The organism is Geobacillus thermodenitrificans subsp. thermodenitrificans DSM 465, assembly GCF_000496575.1.
Taxonomy (GTDB): Bacteria; Bacillota; Bacilli; order Bacillales; family Anoxybacillaceae; genus Geobacillus; species Geobacillus thermodenitrificans.
Genome location: NZ_AYKT01000015.1, coordinates 19011 through 42223, shown reverse-complemented (window position 1 = coordinate 42223; position 23213 = coordinate 19011). Strand labels below are relative to the sequence as shown.

At 45.8% G+C, this 23213-nt stretch carries 15 protein-coding genes; 2 read left to right on the top strand and 13 right to left on the bottom strand.

Translation table 11 applies throughout. The features are described from left to right. Positions 1–84: 84 nt before the first annotated feature. From DSM465_RS0114030 to gatC, 8 genes are all read right to left on the bottom strand, one after another. Positions 85–1392: a lanthionine synthetase C family protein gene (locus DSM465_RS0114030; RefSeq protein WP_011886697.1), complete on the bottom strand. Its 1308-nt coding sequence runs from the start codon at positions 1390–1392 to the stop codon at positions 85–87. After that, positions 1361–3190, bottom strand: coding sequence for an ABC transporter ATP-binding protein (locus DSM465_RS0114025; protein WP_008881438.1), 1830 nt, complete (start codon positions 3188–3190; stop codon positions 1361–1363). Before DSM465_RS0114025 ends, DSM465_RS0114030 begins: the two co-directional genes overlap by 32 nt. A 166-nt stretch (positions 3191–3356) precedes the next feature. After that, positions 3357–6497: a lantibiotic dehydratase gene (locus DSM465_RS0114020; protein WP_029761609.1), complete on the bottom strand. Its 3141-nt coding sequence runs from the start codon at positions 6495–6497 to the stop codon at positions 3357–3359. Positions 6498–7271: 774 nt separating this feature from the next. Beyond that, positions 7272–7442, bottom strand: coding sequence for a gallidermin/nisin family lantibiotic (locus DSM465_RS19055; protein ID WP_008881441.1), 171 nt, complete (start codon positions 7440–7442; stop codon positions 7272–7274). A 671-nt stretch (positions 7443–8113) separates the two neighbouring features. Continuing rightward, entirely contained in the window at positions 8114–9418 is a 1305-nt protein-coding gene (locus DSM465_RS0114015) for a homocysteine synthase (protein WP_008881442.1), read from the bottom strand. Between the two features lie 186 nt (positions 9419–9604). Continuing rightward, positions 9605–11035, bottom strand: coding sequence for an Asp-tRNA(Asn)/Glu-tRNA(Gln) amidotransferase subunit GatB (gatB, locus tag DSM465_RS0114010; RefSeq protein ID WP_008881443.1), 1431 nt, complete (start codon positions 11033–11035; stop codon positions 9605–9607). A 13-nt stretch (positions 11036–11048) separates the two neighbouring features. Beyond that, positions 11049–12506, bottom strand: a complete 1458-nt coding sequence (gatA, locus tag DSM465_RS0114005; protein WP_008881444.1) for an Asp-tRNA(Asn)/Glu-tRNA(Gln) amidotransferase subunit GatA — start codon at positions 12504–12506, stop codon at positions 11049–11051. A gap of 12 nt (positions 12507–12518) precedes the next feature. Beyond that, the gene (gene gatC, locus DSM465_RS0114000) at positions 12519–12809 is read right to left on the bottom strand and encodes an Asp-tRNA(Asn)/Glu-tRNA(Gln) amidotransferase subunit GatC (RefSeq protein WP_008881445.1); all 291 of its coding nucleotides are present in this window, start codon (positions 12807–12809) and stop codon (positions 12519–12521) included. An 803-nt stretch (positions 12810–13612) separates the two neighbouring features. Here gatC and DSM465_RS0113995 point away from each other — a divergent pair. Both DSM465_RS0113995 and DSM465_RS0113990 read left to right on the top strand, forming a co-directional pair. Continuing rightward, positions 13613–14386, top strand: coding sequence for a VOC family protein (locus DSM465_RS0113995; protein ID WP_029761608.1), 774 nt, complete (start codon positions 13613–13615; stop codon positions 14384–14386). A 96-nt stretch (positions 14387–14482) separates the two neighbouring features. Continuing rightward, positions 14483–15958, top strand: a complete 1476-nt coding sequence (locus DSM465_RS0113990) for a flavin monoamine oxidase family protein (protein WP_080320019.1) — start codon at positions 14483–14485, stop codon at positions 15956–15958. A gap of 26 nt (positions 15959–15984) precedes the next feature. Here DSM465_RS0113990 and DSM465_RS0113985 read toward each other — a convergent pair whose 3' ends face one another. The 5 genes from DSM465_RS0113985 to DSM465_RS0113965 form a co-directional block, all read right to left on the bottom strand. Beyond that, complete coding sequence (locus DSM465_RS0113985) at positions 15985–16545, bottom strand: LOG family protein (protein ID WP_029761606.1); 561 nt, start codon at positions 16543–16545, stop codon at positions 15985–15987. A 399-nt stretch (positions 16546–16944) separates the two neighbouring features. Next, complete coding sequence (locus tag DSM465_RS0113980; protein ID WP_029761605.1) at positions 16945–18168, bottom strand: CamS family sex pheromone protein; 1224 nt, start codon at positions 18166–18168, stop codon at positions 16945–16947. Beyond that, entirely contained in the window at positions 18165–20177 is a 2013-nt protein-coding gene (gene ligA / locus DSM465_RS0113975) for an NAD-dependent DNA ligase LigA (RefSeq protein ID WP_029761604.1), read from the bottom strand. The genes DSM465_RS0113980 and ligA overlap by 4 nt, the downstream gene beginning before the upstream one ends. Positions 20178–20198: 21 nt before the next feature. Continuing rightward, positions 20199–22373, bottom strand: coding sequence for a DNA helicase PcrA (gene pcrA, locus DSM465_RS0113970; protein ID WP_029761603.1), 2175 nt, complete (start codon positions 22371–22373; stop codon positions 20199–20201). 28 nt (positions 22374–22401) lie between these two features. Next, positions 22402–23121, bottom strand: coding sequence for a heptaprenylglyceryl phosphate synthase (locus DSM465_RS0113965; protein WP_029761601.1), 720 nt, complete (start codon positions 23119–23121; stop codon positions 22402–22404). Positions 23122–23213 lie beyond the last annotated feature (92 nt).

Genomic DNA, 23213 nt, shown 5'->3' with positions numbered 1-23213 from the left:
GTACGCCAAGGTATGATGGAGCCCCCTCTGCGGCTTGCCTCCAACCATCGATCAGTCGGCTTTTCCATTGTATATAAACAACATTTAAACTTCAGATAATAAAAATGCACAATCCCAAGGCGTTTTTTTCGAGTTTTGTATAGCTAATATCGTCAATAAAATTCCCGCTGTTCCATCGATTAGTCCCACATAATCATAATATTTCGTGCTTCCTTCGCTCTCCTCAATATTTTTAAAGCCAAAAGGGAATTCCTCATTATAAAATTTTATTATATCATCGACTAATTTGCAGGCGGCTTCCTTAAAATCGCTGATATTCGTTTCTTCATAAAATCTGTTGCATATATACGCAACTCCCGATAAACCATGACAGAAGGAAGGAGAAAAAATGTTGTAAAGCCGTTTGCTTGCCAGTTTCATTCCGCTGACAGCACAATCAATGTATGATTGATTATTTAGAGTTTTACCTGCTATAAGTAACGAATAAGCAACACCAGGCGTGCCATAACACCAGGCATCCCTTGTATCTTTGTTTAGGACAGAGCCATTTTTGTATTCCTCTAGAGAAACATGAGTCCCCCAATAAGAGCCATTTTCATCTTTAATTTGAAACTTCATAAGAAAATCAGCTATTCTTTGAATGCATTCATCTTGCCCATGTACGTAAATATTCAGTTTTTTGGCATTGCACAAGACAATGAGTAAAGCAGGTATACCGTGAGACAACCCAATGTTAAAGAAACCCGATGGCCATTTTCTCCTTTCGGTGTCTGAAAAAGCATTCATTGGAGGAATATACCAGCCAGGAACGTTGATATCCTCCATTTGTTTATCTTGAGATAAATCTATAATGTATTTTAAGATTAACGTAATACTTTTTTTCATCTCTTGCGGAAATAATAGGCAGTAGCTCGCTATACCCGCTACTCCCGAAATAGCATCGTAATCGTCCATATTCGGATACGGTTTCTGTTTCAAATACTCGATCATTTCTCCGATTCTTTCTTCGATGACTTGATTAATCGTTGAGATAAAGTTTTGATACCTTTTTCCTCCCTTGGATAAACATACTGCAGCAAGGCCGATCCCTGCCAATCCGGTAAACATAGATAAAGAAGGGAAACCGTGTTGATTCATTTGTTCACCGATTTTTTTCATGTATTGATGCCCTAATAAATCCCAACCTTCATCCGGATATTGTTCGCTCAATTCGCCGTACAGCGCACATAAGGCTGGTAACCCATGGCTTAAACTTAACTCATTAAACGGATTTATCGTCTTGTTTCCAATTTTAATATAATTACTTGGGTGATTGACGATTCGCTTCATATTCTCATAATCCGACAATTTTTTCGCAAGATTACAAACCAGCGCTTTCATTGAGATGCTCATACTCCTCCTCGTTTTTCAAAGCTTCCAATTCATACATTCTTCTGTATAACTCATTCGTAGCTAACAATTCCCAATGCGTACCTATACCGACAATTTCACCATCATTCATTACTACGATTTTATCGGCAAGTTTAGCTGTTGATAGACGATGTGAGATAAAGATACCAATTTTATCTTTTGTCATATTGATAAACATATCAATGACTTCTTTCTCGGAAATGGGATCCAGTGCCGAGCTAGGTTCATCCAATATATATACGGATGCATCCCGAAATAACGCCCTAGCAATCGCTACTTTTTGCCACTGTCCTCCCGAAAGCTGAACACCGTCGACAAACCATAAACCAAGCTGAGTATCTAAATCCTCGATAAAATTTACTCTCGCCCTCTCCATGGCTTGTTTTAATTCTCCGTCACGATCAATGCGCGTAATATCGCCAAACCCCACGTTTTCCCTTAATTTCAATTCATACTTCACAAAATCTTGGAACAACACGGCAATGTTTTTTCTCAATTGTTCCGTATCCAAATCATTGATGGACACACCATTATAAAAAATGCTATCCTCATCGTGCTCATACAATTTCAATAAAAGTTTTATAAGGGTGCTTTTTCCTGATCCATTTGCACCGACGATGGCTATTCTTTCCCCTTTGTTGATGTCGAGGTTAATATTTTTCAATACTACTTTTGGATTCGTTGGATAACGAAACGTTAAATTTCTTATCTTAATATTTTCGATTTTGTCTATCCCTGATACGAATCGATCTCCTTTGTCCAATACTTCTTCGTCTAACCCCAAAAATTCAAACAGTTGGTTGATATATAAATTGTTTTTATACAAGGAATGGATGATATTCAATATTTTCTTAGAGTTGCTAGAAATTAAGTTCAAGGCCTGAATAAGCCCCACGACGTGACCTATAAGGATTTCACCTGCCAACGCCGAAATGATGATGATAACAAGTACGGTATTGATACATATTTGTTCAACGAGCTCAAAAATAAATGTAAAAACCGTTCTTCTTTTAAAAAGATGGATATCCTGCCCGACGAACGTTTTGTTGATTTCTTTAAATTTGTTCAAAATATAGCCTGCCAAGTTATATATTTTGACTTCTTTGAACGTGTTGTCTCTTGTCATTAGGTAAGACAAATACCATGATTTCCTTTTTTCCGGTGCACGCAACCAACTAACATTAAACTCTCTTTGGCCAATCTTGAAAAAATAAAAAGAAAAAACGAGTGGTATGAAGATTAATATAATCAACACCCACGGTTTCCAATGGATCAGAATCATCATCGATGAAAAAAAGGTTACAATCGCCGATATTGCACCTAATATGGATAAAAACACTTCAAATGGCTTATACGGCGTTTCATTCTGTACTCTTTGCAACATATCATAAACTTCGGCATCCTCAAAATGCCGTAAAGACAATCTTGTACACTTGTCCATGATTTGCAAATTAAGTTTGTAGTTGATGAGAGTTTGAAACTTATTTTGGTAATATTCCATGAAACTGCTGATGATCTCGCTGAGTAAAACAGCAGAAATATAAAAGATCAATGCCGATATAATAATATGAATATTTTGGGACCCGATTGCATTCAACAAGTTTTGCGAACCGAGCAATGTAACAATCGGTGCGCCTCCCATTAATAAGCTTAAGAAAATAATGATAAAAAAACTTTGTTTGTCGACGTTCTTTATAAGAACAAGCGTCTTGGGAACTATCCTTATTGATTTCACAATATCTTTGATAGTAACGTGATCATCATACTCTTTTATATTCATAACATTTTCAATCCCCGCATGCTAAAATGAGATCTTCTTCCCGTCATAAAAGTTTTTTCACCTGAATACACAGAAGAGAGCTTGTCGAGCTTTTGTTGAAAAAAGTCCAAGTCGTGGGTCCATTTATATATCGTCTCCCCAATGCTTGGACAAATGGATAACATCTTTAATTTTTTAACACTAATCCATGAGCTTTAATATACTTTAATGCATATAACGTATGGGCAACTAATGTACGGATTTTCTTTTCAAATTCTCGATCAATGCCGAATAGCCTGTTACAGTGTAAATGAACCACACTGTCTAAAATAGATAATTCAGAAGAAGCTTCGAGACCGTCCTGGATCTTGCTTGCATACTCTTTTATGCTTCTGTTTCTTTGGTTCAAAACGTTTAATAATAACATCCCCTCATCAGTGTCTCTTAACCCTTGCCAATCATTATCCGTATTACAAACTTTCATGTAAACAGATCGATTCTTTTGAAAATCTTCACGATAGTCTTGTTTGTTGACTTGCTGTTGCAAGAAATCCAATTGACTTTCATAATTTAGGCCGAACTGTTCCATATAATGAATGATGGAAACCATTCCGATCACTTCATCGCTAAATTGAATATGTTTCAAACGTTTTAACTTTAATATGTCCTCTACTACTATGCTATCGAAGAAAAATAAGTTTTCTGCAAGATCGATCAATTCTGTTCCACCATAACGCTCAATTTCTCTTTCATAGCAGTCGATGGAAAAACGACTCACCACTCTTTTTTCGATTAACGTTCGCAGCCATTGTTTCATATCCGGATAAATCTGTAGAAGTTTCTCTTCACTGGCATTCAGCCTTAATCTTATATGTTGCTCCGGGTCGGCATACCGTATAAAGAAATATTTTTCAATTTCTCCTTTAGCCAATTTTTCGCGACAATATTCTGAAAGATAAAAGGCGATGAAATCATCCGCTCTAGAATGGACACCGTACAATTTTAAATAAAGCCAATTTTCAAAAGGCAACTTGACTCTTATATCTGAAAAACTTGGGATATGATTTGATTTTTTCGCTTTGGCATACCATTGACGATTTTCTTGTTTCACTTTCACTAACGGAATGACCAATTCACAAACATACTCTTTTTCGTCATCATCTTTAACTAAATGAAGATCAGCCTCTTCATAAGAACTTAGAATAATGTTTCCGTATCTATTGTTAAATTCGTGATGAAGAATTCTTAAACAATTTTCATCCTCTGTATTCAACAAAATCCGATTATCTGCAAAAGTCAAATAAACATATTTCGGCACATCATAATCAGAACAAAATTTTTTAAAGCGTTTTTCAAATTCCGTAAAACTAATTTTGTCGTTTGTTTTAATAATCTTATTGATCACCCATTTTCGCGGTGCTATGACGAAATTTTTGTATTCAATTGCCGGTATGTAAGCATAGTCTTGAAAGATTGTATCCCAAGGGAAATTACACCAAATTTTTTTGCCATCTAAGCTTATATCATACAAAAAACGAATCGCATTCGGGGCATTTTGTGTATTCAACATATTATTCATAGTAATAATCAACTTTTTATTTAGTGTTTTGCTTTTGGCATAAAACATATCGTTCTCTATGCCGATCAAAATATCATTTAAGCTCAATCGATGATATTCATCTTTGCTGTTGTTAGTAAACAACGCAAGTTCGTATTCGCTGTTATGAATATTTCTTGTCACATTGGCATGTCTCGTTTCATTTGGCAAATAAACAAGCTCACAAGTTACATACTCGCCACTATCATTATTCAAGTTCAACATTTCTTTATTTAACGTTTCGAAGAGTTTCTCTTCCCCTTCCATCATATAAGAAAACCTTCCAAAACTTTTCCCCGCATGGGTCGATCCTAAATTAGGGCCAATATAGTATTTGAAATGATTGTTCTCAAGATCTTGTTCCGAGTCACATTTTACAATGACGTTAATGTCTAATGAATCCGGGATGCTTTGGTAATCATAATCATCTAGACCCAATTCTTTTATCTCGTCTTCTGTTATTGTTATACTTTTTTTGTCTTTAACCGCCTCGATATATTTATGAAGAAAATATTCTCTTAACTGCTCATCAATCAATTGATGGGGCACACCTACAGCGAGTCTTGCGTTTTTCGGGTTTGTATAATCCATAGGTGCTCCTATACCAAGATCATTATCAAGCATTTCTAGTAAAGGAACTTCTCTGTCCACCCCATATTTTTCGATAAATTCTTGCTTGTACCTCGAAAGTGGAGAATCTGTTTGTTGATAGGTCATCGAAAAAGGTAGAAGTATGTGCATTAGTTCATTTACATCTTTTATCACTTGCTTGTTCAGTTTCTTTTCTTGTAAGTTTAACTTCATATCAACTTGTAACACATTTTTGGTATCGGCTAACTTTTTCATTTTTTTATGTAACTCTTTATATATTTGCTCCCCTTCTCCTAACGGGGTCATGGTATATGTGCGAATCTTTTGTTGAATATCAATTAATTCGTTACTCCACTCTTCTATATGGCTTTCTTTCAATCGCTTTATCAGATAATCAAGCTGATCCATTACTGTTAATGGTGGGCGGAGATTGGAAATTAAAAATTCGTTTTCTATTAGTTGCTTGAGAAAACGTTCAATTTTTTCCTCACTCGTATTTGGAAATTGTTTTATTAATTCTTTTTTTAATGTTTGGTAATGGATCAAGTGACGAGCTAATTCACACGTGATTTTAAAAGGAAGGGTGACTCTGACGCTGATTTCATTGACTCGCTTGTCATCGTCTTTTCGTGTCGAATGTAGTAAATATGCCCGTTCTCCTTTTAAAAATATACTGTCATTCACCGTGAACCATAATTGCTCATATTGTTCTTGTTCCAATTTCTTTACAATCTTCATCAGCCATTCTAAATCTGGCCTAGCAAATTTCTTATATTTATTCGTTCCATATCTTATTGATGTATTTTCATCCGTGTATTCACCAAAGTCTACTCCTGCAAAAAGACCAAATGGCGTTGGTCTCGTGCTAATTCTTATCAAATACTTATAAATGGCTTTGATAAAATAATCGTATTTTTTTATTTCCTTGCCGTTGCAAAAATCAATCATTTTATTATATAAACTTTTACTCGCTACTAAGATACTCTCTCTAAATACAGGGTTATGACAAATTTCCAACAGACGCTCTTTCATTTCTCCCTCAGTCAATTTTTGATCAAAAAATCTTAAATAGTTGTCTACTGATAAAACCGGTGTTCGAATCATAAACGTATCGATGTTTTTAAAGACAAGATCGTTCATAATAAAGCCTCCTACTCAATCATTCACCATCTCCATAAGTTAAAAGGGGATTCTATACGGAACTATACATACATTCCATACTAAAGCAGCTGACACCTTCTGCCTCGTACGAAGCAGAAAGCTGGCGGCCCAATCTTGTGTTGCTTTCGAAACGACATTTGGTTTTTGCGGGGTGTTTCAAAAATTGTTGTGATACTTCATGTTTGAGCAGTTTGCCCTTCCTTCAAACTTATCGACTTTGTTTTTGAAACAACAGACTGAGGAATAATGACACCTGTCTGTGGGTTCACAACATTCTGATGGGGTAGGGCCGCAAATCAGTCGTGCCTAACGCAACTACATGTAGCAAACGTTATCACTCCAATCCCTTTTATCGCCCAGTTTTTTCTTTCATAAAATAATCCGGTCTGTTTCATTCTGAGCGGGCGAGATGTATATGCAAGTCAAAAGATATTAGCATTGCTTGTTTTTTATGCTTGATGTCATCAAAAACATCGGGTGGCCCTATCATGTCTGTCTCACCCGAGATATAATGAGTCATGGACCATTCCAAGATGATCTAAGGAAAAATCAAGAATGGACAAGGGCTTCTTATCCTCTTTATTTCTGCCCTTGTCCTTACTAATCCTTCTCCTCCTTGACGATTGTCGATCAAGGGTGAATGTAAGTGCCAAATTCCCTTTTTCTTTTTTGTCGGAAGTTAGCCTATGATCGACCTTGTTAGCGTGATTTAACGCTCACATGGTTCAATGAATGTGTGATCAATCGAAACCATTAGCATCGAATGCAAGAGTTACAAGATACACAAGAATTTTGCGTGAGACACATTAACACACCTGTGATACAACCTGGCGTACAAAGAGATTTACTCGTCACGTTCGGTTGTACCACGTCGTCCTGTTTTTTCACCACAATGTCCAAATCAAAATCATCAAACTTCGCCATTCTTTCATTTCCTCCTTTTTATTGTTGATATTTATCATTAACTACTTGATGAAAGATGTACAAAACGATTATGAATTCCTGCCTTTTTCATCAAATAGTTAATGCCAAAACAAAAAACCTTTTTTCGACATTTAGCATAAATGGAAATTCTAATATTTTTCTAATGTATTTGTATATATTTTTTATAATGTTCTTAAATTTATTGTGTATACGAGACTATCTCAAAAGGTTATTGGCAAAATACACAACATCTTCTACATGACGACTTGCTTGTTCAAGATCAGGATGGTGCAGTTGACGTAACGAGGAAGACCGCTACACGAAAGCGCTCCGCATTCTTTTCAAATACAGGGCACTATTCGGTTCGCTCAATCACTTCCATTTGATTATTCAATGAACATTAGATCTGCACTTCGTACAGTTGCACGTTTAAAATGAGCACACCCCTCACGAATTTCTACACCACAAGTGTGTCAATGATCTATCCTCTTTCCATATAAAAAAGGCATCTTTCTTTTGATGGCAGTCGCTATCCGACTAGAATGAGCTCAATTCTTCTTTGGGAGTAAAAAAGCAGGGCTGATCCAAAACGCGCGTGCGTTTTAGTTCAGCCCTCACTTCTCAATCCCTAAATTTCATGGTAGTGTTGTATACGCATCTGTTGATGCCCACTACTTCACCGCCACGGTTTGGCTTTGGCGAATGGCTTGGCGTAAGTCTTCTAAAATGTCGTCGATCGACTCCGTGCCGACAGACAGGCGAACAAGACCTGGGGTGACACCGGCGGACAGCTGTTCTTCCGGGGTCAGCTGCTCGTGCGTCGTGCTGGCTGGGTGGATGATGAGCGATTTCGAATCACCGATGTTGGCCAAATGCGAGAACAGCTTCACCGAGTCGATCAATTTTTTCCCGGCTTCGACGCCACCTTTGATTTCAAACGTAACGATCGCACCTTGCCCGTTTGGCAAATACTTTTTCGCGAGTTCATGTGACGGATGGCTTGGAAGCCCTGGATAGCTGACGGATTCGACGGCTTCTTCCTCTTCCAAAAACTTAGCAACAGCGAGCGCATTTTCGCTATGACGCTGCATCCGTAAATGAAGCGTCTCTAATCCTTGCAAAAGCAAAAACGCATTAAACGGCGACAGCGCTGCCCCTAAGTCGCGCAACAGCTGAATACGCGCTTTCGTGATATACGCTGCTTCCCCAACAGCATCGACATACACCAAACCATGATAACTCGGATCAGGTTCGGTGAACTCCGGAAACTTGCCGCTTCCTTTCCAGTCAAACTTGCCGCTGTCGACAATGACACCGCCGATCGAATTGCCGTGCCCGCCGATAAACTTTGTCGCCGAATGGACAACGATATCAGCGCCAAACTCAATCGGCCGCAGCAGGTACGGGCTGGCAACCGTGTTATCAACGATGAGCGGAATGCCGTGGCGATGAGCGATATCAGCTACCGCTTCAATGTCGAGCACATCGTTTTTCGGGTTGCCGATCGTTTCAGCAAACACTGCTTTCGTTTTGCCAGTAATGGCCTTCTCAAAGTTTTCCGGATCAGACGAGTCAACAAACTTCACCGTAATGCCAAATTTGCGCAGCGTATGGGCGAACAAGTTGTATGTGCCGCCGTAAATGGACGAAGACGATACAATTTCATCACCCGCCGAGGCGATGTTGATGAGCGAATAAAACACTGCCGCCTGCCCCGATGACAGCGCCAGCGCTCCAACGCCGCCTTCTAACGCCGCGATTCGCTTTTCAAGCACATCGTTCGTCGGGTTCATAATACGCGTATAAATGTATCCTTCCTCTTTCAATCCAAACAAATTGGCCGCGTGCTCACTGTCACGGAATACATACGAACTCGTTTGATAAATCGGTACCGCTCGCGAACCTGTTTCTGCATCCGGTTGTTGCCCCGCATGGATGGCGAGCGTCTCTGGGCGGAATGCACGTTCTTCACTCATCGTTCTCATCCCTCTCTGTTTTGATTCTTCCTCTCTCGCTCCTCTTGATGTCTATATCCAACTAATTCAGTTGGTTTTGTCTAAAAATCTATCATTTCCATTGAGGGATGTCAATTGTATTTTTTTAAAAGTCTAAAAAATAAAATGAAAAGACAAGGCTGCCGGTCAGCAGCCTTGTCTTTTGATTTATCGCTTATTGATTTCTTCAACAAGCAGCTTGTTGACAAGCGGCGGGTTCGCTTGCCCTTTCGTTGCTTTCATCACTTGGCCAACGAGGAAGCCGAGCGCACGGTCTTTACCGTTTTTATAGTCTTCCACCGACTGCGGGTTGGCATCTAGCACTTCTAGCACGATTTTGCGCAGCGCTCCTTCGTCGGAAATTTGCACAAGCCCTTTTTCTTTGACGATTTTCTCTGGATCGCCGCCGTGTTCAACGAGCTCTTTAAACACTTTTTTCGCGATTTTCGACGAAATCGTGCCGTTTTGGATGAGCTTGATCATCCCAGCTAGACTTTCCGGCGTCAAGGCGATGTCATGAAGCTCTTTTTGTTCGGAGTTTAAGTAACCGGATACTTCTACCATGAGCCAGTTCGACGCCAGTTTCGGATCAGCGCCGTTCGCAACGGTCGCTTCAAAGAAGTCGGCCATTTCTTTTGTCAGTGTGAGCACTTTGGCGTCATATTCTGGCAAGCCCCACTCTTCGACATACCGCTTCCGGCGGGCGTCCGGCAGCTCCGGAATCGAGGCGCGGACGCGCTCTTTCCATTCGTCGTCAATGTAAAGCATGACCAAATCCGGCTCTGGGAAGTAACGGTAGTCTTCCGAACCTTCTTTGACGCGCATCAAAACGGTCGTTTTCGTCGCTTCGTCAAACCGCCGCGTTTCTTGACGGATGACGCCACCGGAGAGCAAAATTTTCTCTTGCCGTTTCGCCTCGTACTCGAGCCCCATGCGGACGAAGTTGAATGAGTTGAGGTTTTTCAATTCCGTTTTTGTACCGAACTTGTCCGAACCGAGCGGGCGAAGCGAAATATTGGCGTCGCAGCGAAGCGACCCTTCTTCCATTTTGCAGTCGGAAACGCCGGTATATTGGATGATCGCTTTTAATTTTTCCAAGTAGGCGTACGCTTCTTCCGGCGAGCGGATGTCCGGCTCGGAGACGATCTCAATAAGTGGCGTCCCTTGACGGTTAAAGTCAACAAGCGAATAGCCGTCGCCTGTATGCATCAATTTACCGGCATCTTCCTCGAGATGGATGCGGGTGATGCCGATTTTTTTCTTTTTCCCGTTCACTTCAATTTCAATCCAACCGTTTTTGCCAAGCGGTTGGTCGTATTGCGAAATTTGGTACGCCTTCGGGTTGTCCGGATAAAAATAGTTTTTGCGGTCAAATTTTGTCTCGGTCGCGATTTCGCAGTTTAACGCCATCGCCGCCTTCATCGCAAACTCGACCGCTTGCCGGTTCAAGACCGGCAGCACACCCGGATACCCTAAATCGATGACGTTCGTTTGCGTATTCGGGGGCGCACCGAATGCGTTCGGGCTGCTTGAGAAAATTTTCGATTTTGTTTTCAGCTCGACGTGCACCTCAAGTCCGATGACCGTTTCAAAATTCATCGTCTATCCCCCCTTATAACACCGGTTTTTGCTTATGGTAATCGGTCGCTTGTTCAAAGGCGTGAGCGACACGGTAGACCGTGCTTTCATCAAAATGCTTGCCGATAATTTGCAAGCCGACCGGCAAGCCATCAACAAAGCCGCACGGCACAGAAATCGCCGGTACACCCGCAAGGTTGACCGGAATCGTTAAAATATCGTTCATATACATGGTCAGCGGATCGCTCGTTTTCTCGCCGATTTTAAACGCTGGCGTCGGCGTCGTCGGACCGATGATGACATCGTATTGTTCAAAGACATTTTCAAAGTCGCGTTTAATTAACGTCCGCACTTTTTGTGCCTTTTTGTAATACGCATCGTAATAGCCCGAGCTTAAGGCAAACGTCCCAAGCATAATACGGCGTTTGACTTCGCTGCCGAACCCTTCGCTCCGCGTTTGTTTGTACATATCGATCAAGTTTTTCGCATTGTCCGTCCGGTAGCCGTAGCGGACACCGTCAAAGCGGGCAAGGTTGGCAGATGCTTCCGACGAAGCAAGCAAATAGTACGTCGCCAAGGCATATTTCGAATGTGGCAGCGACACTTCTTCCCATGTCGCTCCAAGCTTCTCCAGCACACTGAGTGCCGCAAGCACCGACTGGCGTACTTCTTCGGCGACGCCTTCGCCTAAATATTCTTTTGGCACAGCGATTTTCAGCCCTTTGATATCGCCTGTTAACGCCTCAACGTAGTTTGGCACGTCAATATTCGCCGACGTCGAATCCATCGGGTCAACGCCAGCGATCACTTGCAACAAATATGCATTATCTTCTACCGTGCGCGTAATCGGACCAATTTGGTCAAGCGACGACGCAAACGCGACGAGCCCGAAACGCGAAACGCGACCGTACGTCGGCTTCAATCCGACAACTCCGCAAAACGCTGCTGGCTGGCGGATCGAACCACCCGTATCTGATCCTAGCGAAAACGGCACTTCGCCTGCCGCCACTGCCGCGGCCGAACCGCCGCTTGAACCGCCTGGAACGCGCTCCAAATCCCATGGGTTGCGCGTCAGCTGGAACCCGGAGTTTTCCGTCGACGAACCCATGGCAAACTCGTCCATGTTCAGCTTCCCGATCGTAATCGCGCCCGCAGCATTCAGCCGTTCCATAACGGTCGCATCGTAAATCGGATCAAAGTTATATAAAATTTTGCTGGCACATGTCGTGCGCAGTCCTTTGGTGACAATGTTGTCTTTAATGCCGATCGGCAAGCCAAACAGCGGGTTTGTTTCCTCGCCTTTCGCCAGCTTGTCGTCAAGCTCTTTCGCTTTCGCCCGCGCTTGTTCTTCGTTTAACGTTAAAAACGCTTGTACTTTTTCTTCCACTTCGCCGATGCGGCGGTATGATTCATCAACTAAATCCGAAATGGACACTTCTTTTTTCTGCAATAACGTATGTAATTCGGACACCGTATGGTCAAAGAGCGACATAAATCCCCCTCCTTACTCTAAAATGGCTGGTACACGGAATTGGCCGTCTTGCTGATCCGGCGCGTTTTTCAACACTTCTTCACGCGGCAGTCCAGGCTCCGGCTCATCTTCGCGCATCACGTTTCTCATATCGAGCACGTGCGATGTCGGCGGTACATTTTCCGTATCCAGCTCATTCAACTGCTCGGCAAATGTAATGATGGCGTCAAGCTGTTTCGTAAACAGTTCCGCCTCCTCATCCGTCATCGCTAACCGCGCTAAATCCGCGACATGTTTTACTTGTTCAATCGAAATTCGCGACATCGTATTCACCTCCGACATGGTCGACCTTCCACAATACTATGATGATACCAAAATTTAAGGAAATAAAGCAACATTCCGGACCAATTTGAGTGGTTGTCAATGGACATACACGAACATATACGCCATAACTGATAAAAAGGAACTTGTAACGATGAACGAAACATCGCTTGCCTAAGCGCTCGACAGCCCGAACACGATGGATGTCCCATTGCGTCAGTTTATCAACAAAAACAACTCGAGCGGTAATAAATCACCATTCAGCCGGAACAGTCAGAAATGCGTAAGAAACAACCAGAGATCCGCATGGAATAATAACGGCGTCAACACCAAGGCTTGCTTCACGCTGGGAAAAAGAAAGGCACAGCATCGTTTCCGCCCTTTCTTCACCGCCAAGAGGGAACCGATGCTCTTGCAGCTGATGCACATCACCTTGCGAGAAAGCGCTTCATTAGAATTGAACACTCCCCCCACCTACGTTTACACTTAAAGATGGGAGATGCTTGAGAATGCTCGCCACAGCAGGCTGTCAACCAAGACATCCTTATACGTTCCACGCTTGGTGAAAGACTCCGATTCATCTCCCACTTGTGCTCATGCGTGAAGGTGGGAACCTTCTCGGTTTAGAAACCACCTCGAACAAAACATAGATTCCCGTGCCGAATCATTGACCTCAAATCGAAGACATCCAGTTGGACTTAGATTTCATCGCCCACCGTACGGTCGATAACGAATGCATCATCTGTCAAACGAAAAGAAGTGCTGTCCTACTGATCCATTCTCATATAGGAAAGGAGCCCAACGTCATGAATATCGCGTTTGACCATCTCGTTCATTTAACCGAGCGCCCCGAACAAGCGAAAGCAGCGTTTGAGCAATTAGGGTTTACGGCCTCCCATGGCGGCCGCCATTTGTCATGGGGAACGTATAACGCATTGTGCTATTTCAAGCCGCTCTGCTACATTGAATGGATCGGCATCGCTGACATGCAGACGGCGAACACATGCGGAAATCCGCTCATCACCCAGCTTGTCGCCGACAGCCAAGAGGGAAGTGGCTTTTCTCAATTAGCGTTCCGGACGAACGATATCGAATCATTGGCAAAGCAGCTACGGAACAAAGGATTCACCCCAATCGGGCCGTTCCCTGGCAGTCGCCAGCGCGATGACGGCAAGTTGCTCACGTGGTCAATGCTGTTTCTTGAAGACGACACAGGCGGCGCGTTCCGTTACCCGTTTTTCATCGAATGGGGCGACAGCGACGACATGCGGATGAATGAATTGGCGCCGCTGATGCGCCACCCGATCGGTTCCCCTTCTTTGTCATCGATTAGCCTCTATACGCTCGATCTCGATCGCGCCATCGACGGCTACCGCCGGCTGTTTGGCTTGCCGGTACCCGAGGTTAGGCACGATGAAGAGGGAACATATGCGGAGCTAACCGTTGACGGCATCGCTCTCCGCTTTTACAAAGCCGACGATCGCCCGTCAACAAGGCCATTTTTATGTCGGATCGCCGGCATTCAGCCAAGGCGCCGCTTCGAGCTAGCTGGAGGGACGTATATCGTTTCTGAATCGTGACAGATGCTTTTCACATATCCCCCTTTGCTGCTGAATAGGATGGAATAACCGTAGTTTCATCCAAATGTAGTGAAAATGGCAAAGGGGGATTGACACGTGGCACATCCCTATATTTCTCCGAGACTGCCCATGGAGACGATGATCTCGATTATTCGAAACGGGTTAAAGAAAACATCCATACCGAAAAAGATCGTCATTATCGGTGCTGGCATGGCCGGGCTTGTGGCGGCATCACTGCTGAAACAGGCGGGCCATCGCGTCACCATTCTTGAGGCATCTGAGCGGGTCGGCGGCCGAATCTACACGATCCGATCCGACTTTCGCGATGACCAGTATTTCGAAGCGGGCGCGATGCGCATTCCACACACCCACCGCTTGACGTTGGAATACATCCAAAAGTTCAACTTGCCGATCCACCCTTTTGTCAACAGCACTCCGCGCGACATTTTGTATTTTCGCGGTATCAAAGCGCGCCTTAGCGAATACGAACGGCATCCCGACCTCTTTGGCTTTCCCATCGCTTCCTATGAACGAGGCAAAACGGCTTCCGAACTATTGCAAATGGCGGTTCGCCCAGTCATTCAATTCATTGAACAAAACCCAGAGAAACATTGGCCGATTGTCATCGAACAGCTCGACCACTACTCGTTTGACACCTATTTGCGTTACAACCCGTTCGGCCTAAGGCTATCGGTAGGTGCTATCGATATGATCAAAGCGGTCCTCTCGCTCGAAGGATTCCCGGAATTGTCGTTTCTTGGGCTGTTGCGCGAACTGATGACATTGTTTACACCGAACATGCGCTTTTATAAAATTGTTGGCGGCAACGATCGGCTTCCAAAGGCCTTTTTGCCGCAACTGAAGGATGAGCTGCTCTTTAGCCATAAAGTGCAAAAAATTGTCCAAAACAAAAACAGTGTCACCATTCATGCGATCCATACAAAAATTCTTCAGCCATTTCAAATCACAGCCGATCGAGTGATCGTCACCATCCCGTTTTCGATTTTGCAATTTGTCGACATTGAACCACGCCATTCGTTTTCCGAGAATAAACGAAAAGCCATTCGCGAACTTCATTATGTCGGTTCAACGAAAACCGGCATCCAGTTTAAAACACGTTTTTGGGAAAAAGAAGGCTTGTTCGGGGGACGAACAGTGTCCGATTTGCCAATTCGCTACACCCAATATCCAAGCCAAGGCATCGGCACGACTGGACCAGGCGTCGTATTGGCCAGCTATACGTGGGAAGACGACACGATCCCGTGGGACAGCCTAAGCGCTGAAGAGCGGCTCGAATACACGTTAAAAAACTTAGCCGTCCTCCATGGTGAACAAGTGTACCGCGAATTTGAAACCGGAACAAGTCATAGCTGGGTACGCTATCCATACTCGGGCGGCGCCTTTACACTGATGAAGCCGAATCAAATAACAGAGATTTCCCCCTATATTGCTACCCCCGAAGGAAGGGTTCATTTTGCTGGGGAACATACTTCCACGCACCATGGCTGGATTCAAGGAGCCATTGAATCCGGCATCTGCGCCGCATATGAAGTAAACAATTCGCCGGCTTAAAGACTTAGCGGCAAACCACCCCGCCATCATCGCTGCCCGCGACGATGGCGGAACATGCTCATCTGCTCATATAGCGTCGGAACATCCCCGGCACTCACGATCAGCTCGAGATCTTGTGGGGCGGCAAATCCTTGTTGAACCGTGTGCCGAAGCAAGTCGAGGAGCGGGTCAAAAAAGCCGTCCACATTGAGCAGGCCGATCGGTTTTTGGTGAAGGCCGACACGCGACCACGACAGCACTTCAAACAGCTCTTCGTACGTTCCATATCCTCCAGGCAGGGCGATAAACCCGTCGGCTGCTTCGTTCATTTTCGCCTTGCGCGTATGCATTGTATCGACGACGACCAACTCGCTCAACCGATCATGAGCTACTTCTCGATCTTTCAAAAACTGTGGAATGATCCCGACGACATGCCCTTGATGGCCTAGCACTGCCTCGGCCACCTCTCCCATCAGCCCAGCCTTTCCTCCGCCGTAAATCAGCGTAATGCCGCGGCGAGCTAAAAACATCCCAAGCTCCTGCGCTGCTTCTTTATATTTGCTGTTCTGTCCATAGCTTGATCCACAAAATACACAAATTGCTTTCATCTTGTATCCACACCTTTACCCGCGTATTTTCGGGACAAGCGATCGCCCCTTTTTAATACAAGCATGACAAAGGCAGCTGTTGCCTTCCAATGCCAAAAACCGTCTTCTAACCATCATTTTACCAACCGGTCATCCATCCAACCAAGTGCCAATTCCACTAATTTCTCCCATATTCGTCGCAATCGGTAAGCGACGGGATTGGATCACACCGTGATGGAACAGAACTATTGCATGATACCGCTCAGCCATTCCCACATACCTAAAGCCCCTTAGCCGTTTCGAATCGTTTATCGGCTAAATAAGCCACACCCTGTTCCTGAGCAATCATCCGAAAACTTCACATGAACAAAACATCCTCCCCAGCTGATCTGGAGAGGATGTCGTGCCATGGTTGGTTCGTCATCGATAAATATGCACAAACGGCTCGTTTACTTTCGCTTGACGTACAATAAGACTTTCTGGCTGGCCGGTTGAAGAGATGTAAACGTTGACAGTGATGTAATCCGGGAACTTCTCCATTACTAAGCCGGTGACATATTGCGTAAAACCGATCACTTCCATTTTACCATAAAACGGAATCGTTATGTTGATCGTCAGCTTCTGGAGCTGATCGTTGACATACAGCCCTTTGCCGACGATGCCGGTGTAATTCGGGAAAAAGTCCTCAACGTCTGATTTAAAATTATTGAATTTCAGCCAGTCGTCGCGGTGATTTTTTTCCGCTTCATCGGACGGGAATAAGTAATATTCCTCGTTCACCGCTTCCCACTTGTCAATCGTGTTGCTCCCTTCATCCACATGAGTGACAGCGAAAAAATGTCCTGGAGTAACGGACGAGCGCGGTGCTTGCTTGTATAAGGCAATCGTGATCGGTACACTGCCAAGCCCTTTTATATTTCGCAGCCGTTTTAGCACCTCGGCGGCAATCTGTTTTCCTTCCCGTTCAATGACATCATCTTTGATTTTCACCTCGCGCGGGTAGCCTTGCTCAGTCGAGTAATAGTGAACGGAGTTGAGCGCCAATCCAATGGCAACACCGCCGAGTTTCACCTTATCGTTGTCCACTTTCACCAAATAGTCGTGCTCCAAAATGCTCGCCAAATAAATCGGACTTTGTTTATTTTTTTGCTCGTTCGTTCCGGTATCGCTAATCGGCGGGTTTAAGCCGATGTTGTCTTCCGGTTTCATTTTTTCTTCTTTTAGCTGGTTGCTCGTCCGCTTACGTTCGAGCCACTTGTTCACCGTCTTACCGTCCAAATATTGCCCCTCTTGGAACAAGTAATCGTCCGTGGGGAATTGTTCAGAGGCCAAGCGCATGAGTCCCGTTTCAAATTCATCGACATCCAGTCGCGTATTTAAATCGCCGACGACCTGTCCACGCGCCCCGGACGGTTTAAACGGCAAGACAACACGGTAATACGAGTCAGAAATGTTGTATTTCGGAATGACGGCTTCTTGCTCTTTGCTTCCTTTGTTTTGCACAACTTCTTCGCCTTGGTCAAATTTTGGCGCACACGCAGACAACAAACAGAAGGAGGCGAGCCCGAGGACGGCGAGCCGCTTTCGGGCCCGCTTTGTCCAACGGCAGGCAACCAAGCTGCTAATGATCGAGATTCGTTTCATTGTTCCTCCCTGCTTATCTCTTGCAAAAATCGTGTTTCATCCCAAATCTCAATGCCAAGCTGCTGAGCTTTATCGAGCTTTGAACCGGCATCTTCACCGGCGATGACGATGTCGGTGCTGCGGCTGACGCTGCCGGTGACACGACCGCCGAGCCGCTCGATTTGTTCTTTCGCTTCATTTCGTGACATCGACGCAAGTTTGCCGGTCAGGACGACCGTTTTGCCGGCCAGCACCGATGAGGCTGGCGTTTCAGCCGTCCGTTTCCGTCCTTTGTATGCCATATTGACACCATAGGTGCGCAGCTCATTCAACAACTCAACCGCTTCCGGCTGGGAAAAATAAGTGGTAATCGAGTCAGCCATTTTTTCCCCGATCTCCGGCACGGCCATCAATTCGTCTTTTGTCGCTGCCTCGAGACGCTCCATCGTTTCGAAATGTTCGGCCAACAGCTGGGCTGCCTTCGCCCCGACATAACGGATACCAAGGCCGAATAACAGCCGCTCAAGCGAGTTTTGCTTTGACGCTTCAATCGCTGCAAGCAAATTCGCTGCCGACTTTTCACCCATCCGTTCTAGCCCGACAAGCTGTTCTTTCGTCAGCCGGTACAAATCGGCGACATCATGGACAAGGCCAGCGTTAAACAGTTGGGTAACAACTTTTTCTCCTAACCCTTCTATGTTCATTGCCGACCTTGACGCAAAGTGAATGAGCCGTTCACGCAGCTGAGCCGGGCATTTCGGGTTTAAGCAACGGAGCGCCACTTCCCCGTCAAGACGAACGAGTTCGCTTTCACATTCCGGACAATGCGTCGGCATTGTAAACGGCACTTCGTCCCCGTCGCGCCGATCGACGACGACACCGACGACTTCCGGGATGATATCGCCCGCCTTTTTAATAATGACGGCATCGCCGATGCGAATATCTTTCTCACGAATAAAATCTTCGTTATGAAGAGTGGCGCGCTGCACAGTCGTGCCGGCGACACGAACCGGCTCTAAGATTGCCGTCGGAGTGACAGCGCCGGTGCGACCCACATTCACCTCGATGCCGATGAGCGTGGTGACCACTTCTTCGGCTGGGAATTTGTAGGCGATCGCCCAACGTGGGCTTTTCGCTGTCGCCCCGAGCTGCCGCTGTTGGGCAAACGAATCGACTTTAATGACGATGCCGTCGATCTCATACGGCAGTTGCGGCCGCTTCTCTTTCCACTCGTTGACAAATGCGATCACTTCATCAATCGTGGCACAGCGCCGCCGCTCCGGGTTCACTTTGAACCCGAGCGACTGCAAATAGCTGAGCGCCGCGCTATGTGACTCAATGCCCAGCTCCTCAGCATTGGCTAAGCCGTAGACAAACAGATCAAGCTGGCGCGAAGCTGCCACTTTCGGATCGAGCTGGCGGAGCGAACCGGCCGCGGCGTTGCGCGGATTGGCAAACAGTTCTTCACCACGCGCTTGGCGCTCTTCATTCAAGCGTAAAAATGACGCTTTCGGCATGAACGCCTCGCCGCGCGCCTCCAGCGACACCGGCTCGTTGAGGCGCAGCGGCAGCGAGCGGATCGTCTTCAAATTTTCTGTAATGTCCTCCCCTGTCGTTCCGTCACCACGCGTCGCTCCTTGGACGAAATAGCCGTCTTCATAACGAACTGAGACGGCAAGACCGTCGATTTTCAATTCACACACATACGCCGCCTCTCCCACTTCTTGACGAACGCGGCGGTCAAAATCACGCAAATCGCCTTCGTTAAACGCGTTTGCTAAGCTCATCATCGGGACGCGATGCGTCACCTTGCGAAACGCCTCAAGCGGCGGGCCGCCGATTCGCTGAGTCGGCGAATCGCTCGTTTTTAGCTCCGGATACTGTTTTTCAATAGCGATGAGCTCTTGCATAAGCCGGTCATACTCCGCATCCGGGACGGACGGCCGGTCGAGCACATAATATTCATACCCGTAGCGGTTTAACAGCTCGCGCAGCTCGGCCGCGCGCCGTTCGGCTTGTTGGCGGTCCATACGTTCACTCGTTCTCCTTTCTTACACTTTCTCAATCGGCGCAAATTTAGCGAGCAGCCGCTTAATTCCGATCGGACTCGGAAAAGCGATATCGAGTTCTTGGTCGTCGCCTTCACCGCGGACACTGACGACCGTGCCGATTCCCCATTTCCGGTGATTCGCCCGGTCACCAACTTTCCACACCCCAACAGCACCGTTTACCTGTGGGCGTGAAACGACCGGACGTGAAGCGGTCATTTGACGGCGCGAAACCGTCTCGAGCAAATGCGCCGGAATTTCATTTAAAAAGCGCGACGGCGGGTTCATTTGAATGTTGCCAAACAACGTCCGCATTTGTGCGCTTGTTAACACAAGTTCTTCTTCCGCGCGGGTGATGCCGACGTACGCCAGCCGCCGCTCTTCTTCCATCTCATCTTCGTCATCGAGCGAACGGTTGTGTGGAAAGATGCCTTCCTCCATACCAATCAAAAAGACGACCGGAAACTCGAGCCCTTTGGCGGCGTGAAGCGTCATTAAAACGACCGCATCCCCCTCTTCCGTTTGGTCGTTGCCGTTTAGCTCGTCCAAATCAGAGATAAGCGCCAAGTCAGTTAAAAAGGCGATGAGCGATTTATCATCACTTGCGTTTTCAAAATGCTTTGTCACCGATAGAAACTCATCAAGGTTCTCGAGGCGGCTTTGTGCCTCAATCGTCCGCTCCGCCTTCAGCATGTCGCGATAGCCGGATTTGTCGAGCACTTCTTCAACAAGTTCGGTAACGGAGACGTATTCTTGCAGCTGTGTCCATTGCTCGAGCTGGCCGCGGAACGCCGCGAGCGCCCCGGTCGCCTTAGCGCTCAGGCCGATCATCTCGAGCTCCCCAAGCGCTTCAAACAGCGACAGCTCATGCTCAGCCGCATAGCGGACGAGTTTGTCGATCGTCGAGGCCCCAATGCCGCGCTTCGGCACGTTAATGATACGAAGCAAACTTAAATCGTCATCCGGATTGGCAATGACACGCAAATACGCAAGGATATCTTTAATTTCTTTCCGGTCATAGAACTTTAAGCCACCGACGATTTGGTACGGAATGTTCGCTTTTAACAACATTTCCTCAATGACACGCGACTGGGCGTTCGTGCGGTATAACACCGCAAAATCACTGTAGCAGCGAGCCCCGCTCTCAATCGCCTCTTGAATGCGACCAGCGACAAACTGCGCTTCATCTGCTTCGTTCATCGCTTCGTAATAGGTGATTGGCTTCCCTTCCGGATTTTCTGTCCAAAGCCGTTTCGGCTTCCGGTTGACGTTATGCTCGATCACTTCGTTCGCCGCTTGTAAAATCCGCTTTGTCGAACGGTAGTTTTGTTCGAGTAAAATCACTTTCGCGTTCGGGTAATCGCGCTCAAACGATAAAATGTTTTGGATATCTGCCCCGCGCCACCGATAAATCGACTGGTCAGCGTCTCCGACGGCACAAATGTTTTGGAACCGTTCGGCAAGTTTTTTCACGAGTGTGTATTGAGCACGGTTCGTATCTTGATACTCATCAATGTGAATGTACTGGAATTTATATTGGTAATATTGAAGCACATCCGGCACGCGGTCAAACAGCTGAAGCGTCGTCATGATCAAATCATCAAAGTCAAGCGAATGATTGCGGAGAAGACGTTGCTGGTATTCTTGATACACATCGCTGACGATTTTTTCGTAATACGTCGACGCCCGTTTCGCAAATTGCTCCGGCGTGAGCAAATCGTTTTTTGCCCCGCTAATCGTGCCCAAAATCGTCCGCGGCTCAAATTTTTTCGGATCGATGTTCTTTTCTTTTAAAATTGCTTTGATCACCGAAAGCTGGTCGGTTGGATCGAGGATCGAAAAATTGCGGTTAATGCCGATGCGATCAATGTCGCGGCGTAAAATGCGGACACACATCGAATGGAATGTTGAAATCCAAACGTCTTCCGCCGCTCCACCTAAGAGCGCCTGCACACGCTCTCGCATTTCGCGCGCCGCCTTGTTCGTAAACGTAATAGCTAAAATGTTCCACGGCGCAACATGCTTTTCCGCCATTAAATAGGCGATTCGGTGTGTCAACACACGCGTTTTCCCGCTGCCGGCCCCAGCCATAATGAGCAGCGGACCTTCCGTCGTTTTGACCGCCTCCTGCTGCTCCTTGTTTAAATGAGCGAGCAACTTTTCAGATAAAAAATTCATCGTTTCCACCACCAATAAAACATATGTTCTATTTTACACCACTGATCTCATTTTCGCCATCGATCCGCTTAACCGCCTCCACCGTTGCCAACGCGCTTTCAAACGAATCGTAAACGGCGTTGCCGACGACGACCGTATCGGCATAGCGAGCCATTTCGGCCGCTTGTTCTGGCGTCATGATGCCGCCGCCGTACACGAGCTGTGTTCGGCTGAGCGCCCGTTTCACTTTTTCCACTAACGACGGATTGCCGTACGTACCGCTATATTCAAGATAAAAGATCGGCAGCTTATACAGATGCTCAGCGAGGCGAGCATACGCCACGACATCATCGTCATCGAGCGCTGTATTAGCCTCTGTCAGCTTTGCCGCTTTGCATTCTCCATTTAAAATGCAATAGCCCTCAGCGAAAATCTCATCCCAGTTCATGACATCGCCATACTGTTTCACCGCCTCATGATGACGGCTGATCACCCAATCGACACGGCAACTGTTTAACACCATCGGGATGAGATACGCATCAAATCCCGGCGTCAACGCTTCTATATTGGTCACTTCGAGCGCGCATGGCACCGAGAAGCGACGGATGCGAGCCAATAAATCGAGCACACCATCGAGCGTCACCCCATCCGTTCCACCAACGATGACAGCATCCGTTCCAGACTCACAAAGGCGCTCAAGGCGCTCATCATCGATCGGCTTGTTCGGGTCTAGTTTAAACACATGGCGCCAAGCGCGAATCTCTTCCATGACAATATCCCTCCACTCATTACTCCATTGTTCCATTATAACAAATCCGCAAAAAGAAAAGGAGTTCCTTTTCCGATGGAAGGAATCTCCTT

What these genes read in the sequence shown, in the direction of transcription:
- DSM465_RS0114030 (WP_011886697.1), bottom strand. Translation starts at nt 1,392, where the DNA reads ATGAGCATCTCAATGAAAGCGCTGGTTTGTAATCTTGCGAAAAAATTG.
- DSM465_RS0114025 (WP_008881438.1), bottom strand. Translation starts at nt 3,190, where the DNA reads ATGAATATAAAAGAGTATGATGATCACGTTACTATCAAAGATATTGTG.
- DSM465_RS0114020 (WP_029761609.1), bottom strand. Translation starts at nt 6,497, where the DNA reads ATGAACGATCTTGTCTTTAAAAACATCGATACGTTTATGATTCGAACA.
- DSM465_RS19055 (WP_008881441.1), bottom strand. Translation starts at nt 7,442, where the DNA reads ATGGCGAAGTTTGATGATTTTGATTTGGACATTGTGGTGAAAAAACAG.
- DSM465_RS0114015 (WP_008881442.1), bottom strand. Translation starts at nt 9,418, where the DNA reads ATGAGTGAAGAACGTGCATTCCGCCCAGAGACGCTCGCCATCCATGCG.
- gatB (WP_008881443.1), bottom strand. Translation starts at nt 11,035, where the DNA reads ATGAATTTTGAAACGGTCATCGGACTTGAGGTGCACGTCGAGCTGAAA.
- gatA (WP_008881444.1), bottom strand. Translation starts at nt 12,506, where the DNA reads ATGTCGCTCTTTGACCATACGGTGTCCGAATTACATACGTTATTGCAG.
- gatC (WP_008881445.1), bottom strand. Translation starts at nt 12,809, where the DNA reads ATGTCGCGAATTTCGATTGAACAAGTAAAACATGTCGCGGATTTAGCG.
- DSM465_RS0113995 (WP_029761608.1), top strand. Translation starts at nt 13,613, where the DNA reads ATGAATATCGCGTTTGACCATCTCGTTCATTTAACCGAGCGCCCCGAA.
- DSM465_RS0113985 (WP_029761606.1), bottom strand. Translation starts at nt 16,545, where the DNA reads ATGAAAGCAATTTGTGTATTTTGTGGATCAAGCTATGGACAGAACAGC.
- DSM465_RS0113980 (WP_029761605.1), bottom strand. Translation starts at nt 18,168, where the DNA reads ATGAAACGAATCTCGATCATTAGCAGCTTGGTTGCCTGCCGTTGGACA.
- ligA (WP_029761604.1), bottom strand. Translation starts at nt 20,177, where the DNA reads ATGGACCGCCAACAAGCCGAACGGCGCGCGGCCGAGCTGCGCGAGCTG.
- pcrA (WP_029761603.1), bottom strand. Translation starts at nt 22,373, where the DNA reads ATGAATTTTTTATCTGAAAAGTTGCTCGCTCATTTAAACAAGGAGCAG.
- DSM465_RS0113965 (WP_029761601.1), bottom strand. Translation starts at nt 23,121, where the DNA reads ATGGAAGAGATTCGCGCTTGGCGCCATGTGTTTAAACTAGACCCGAAC.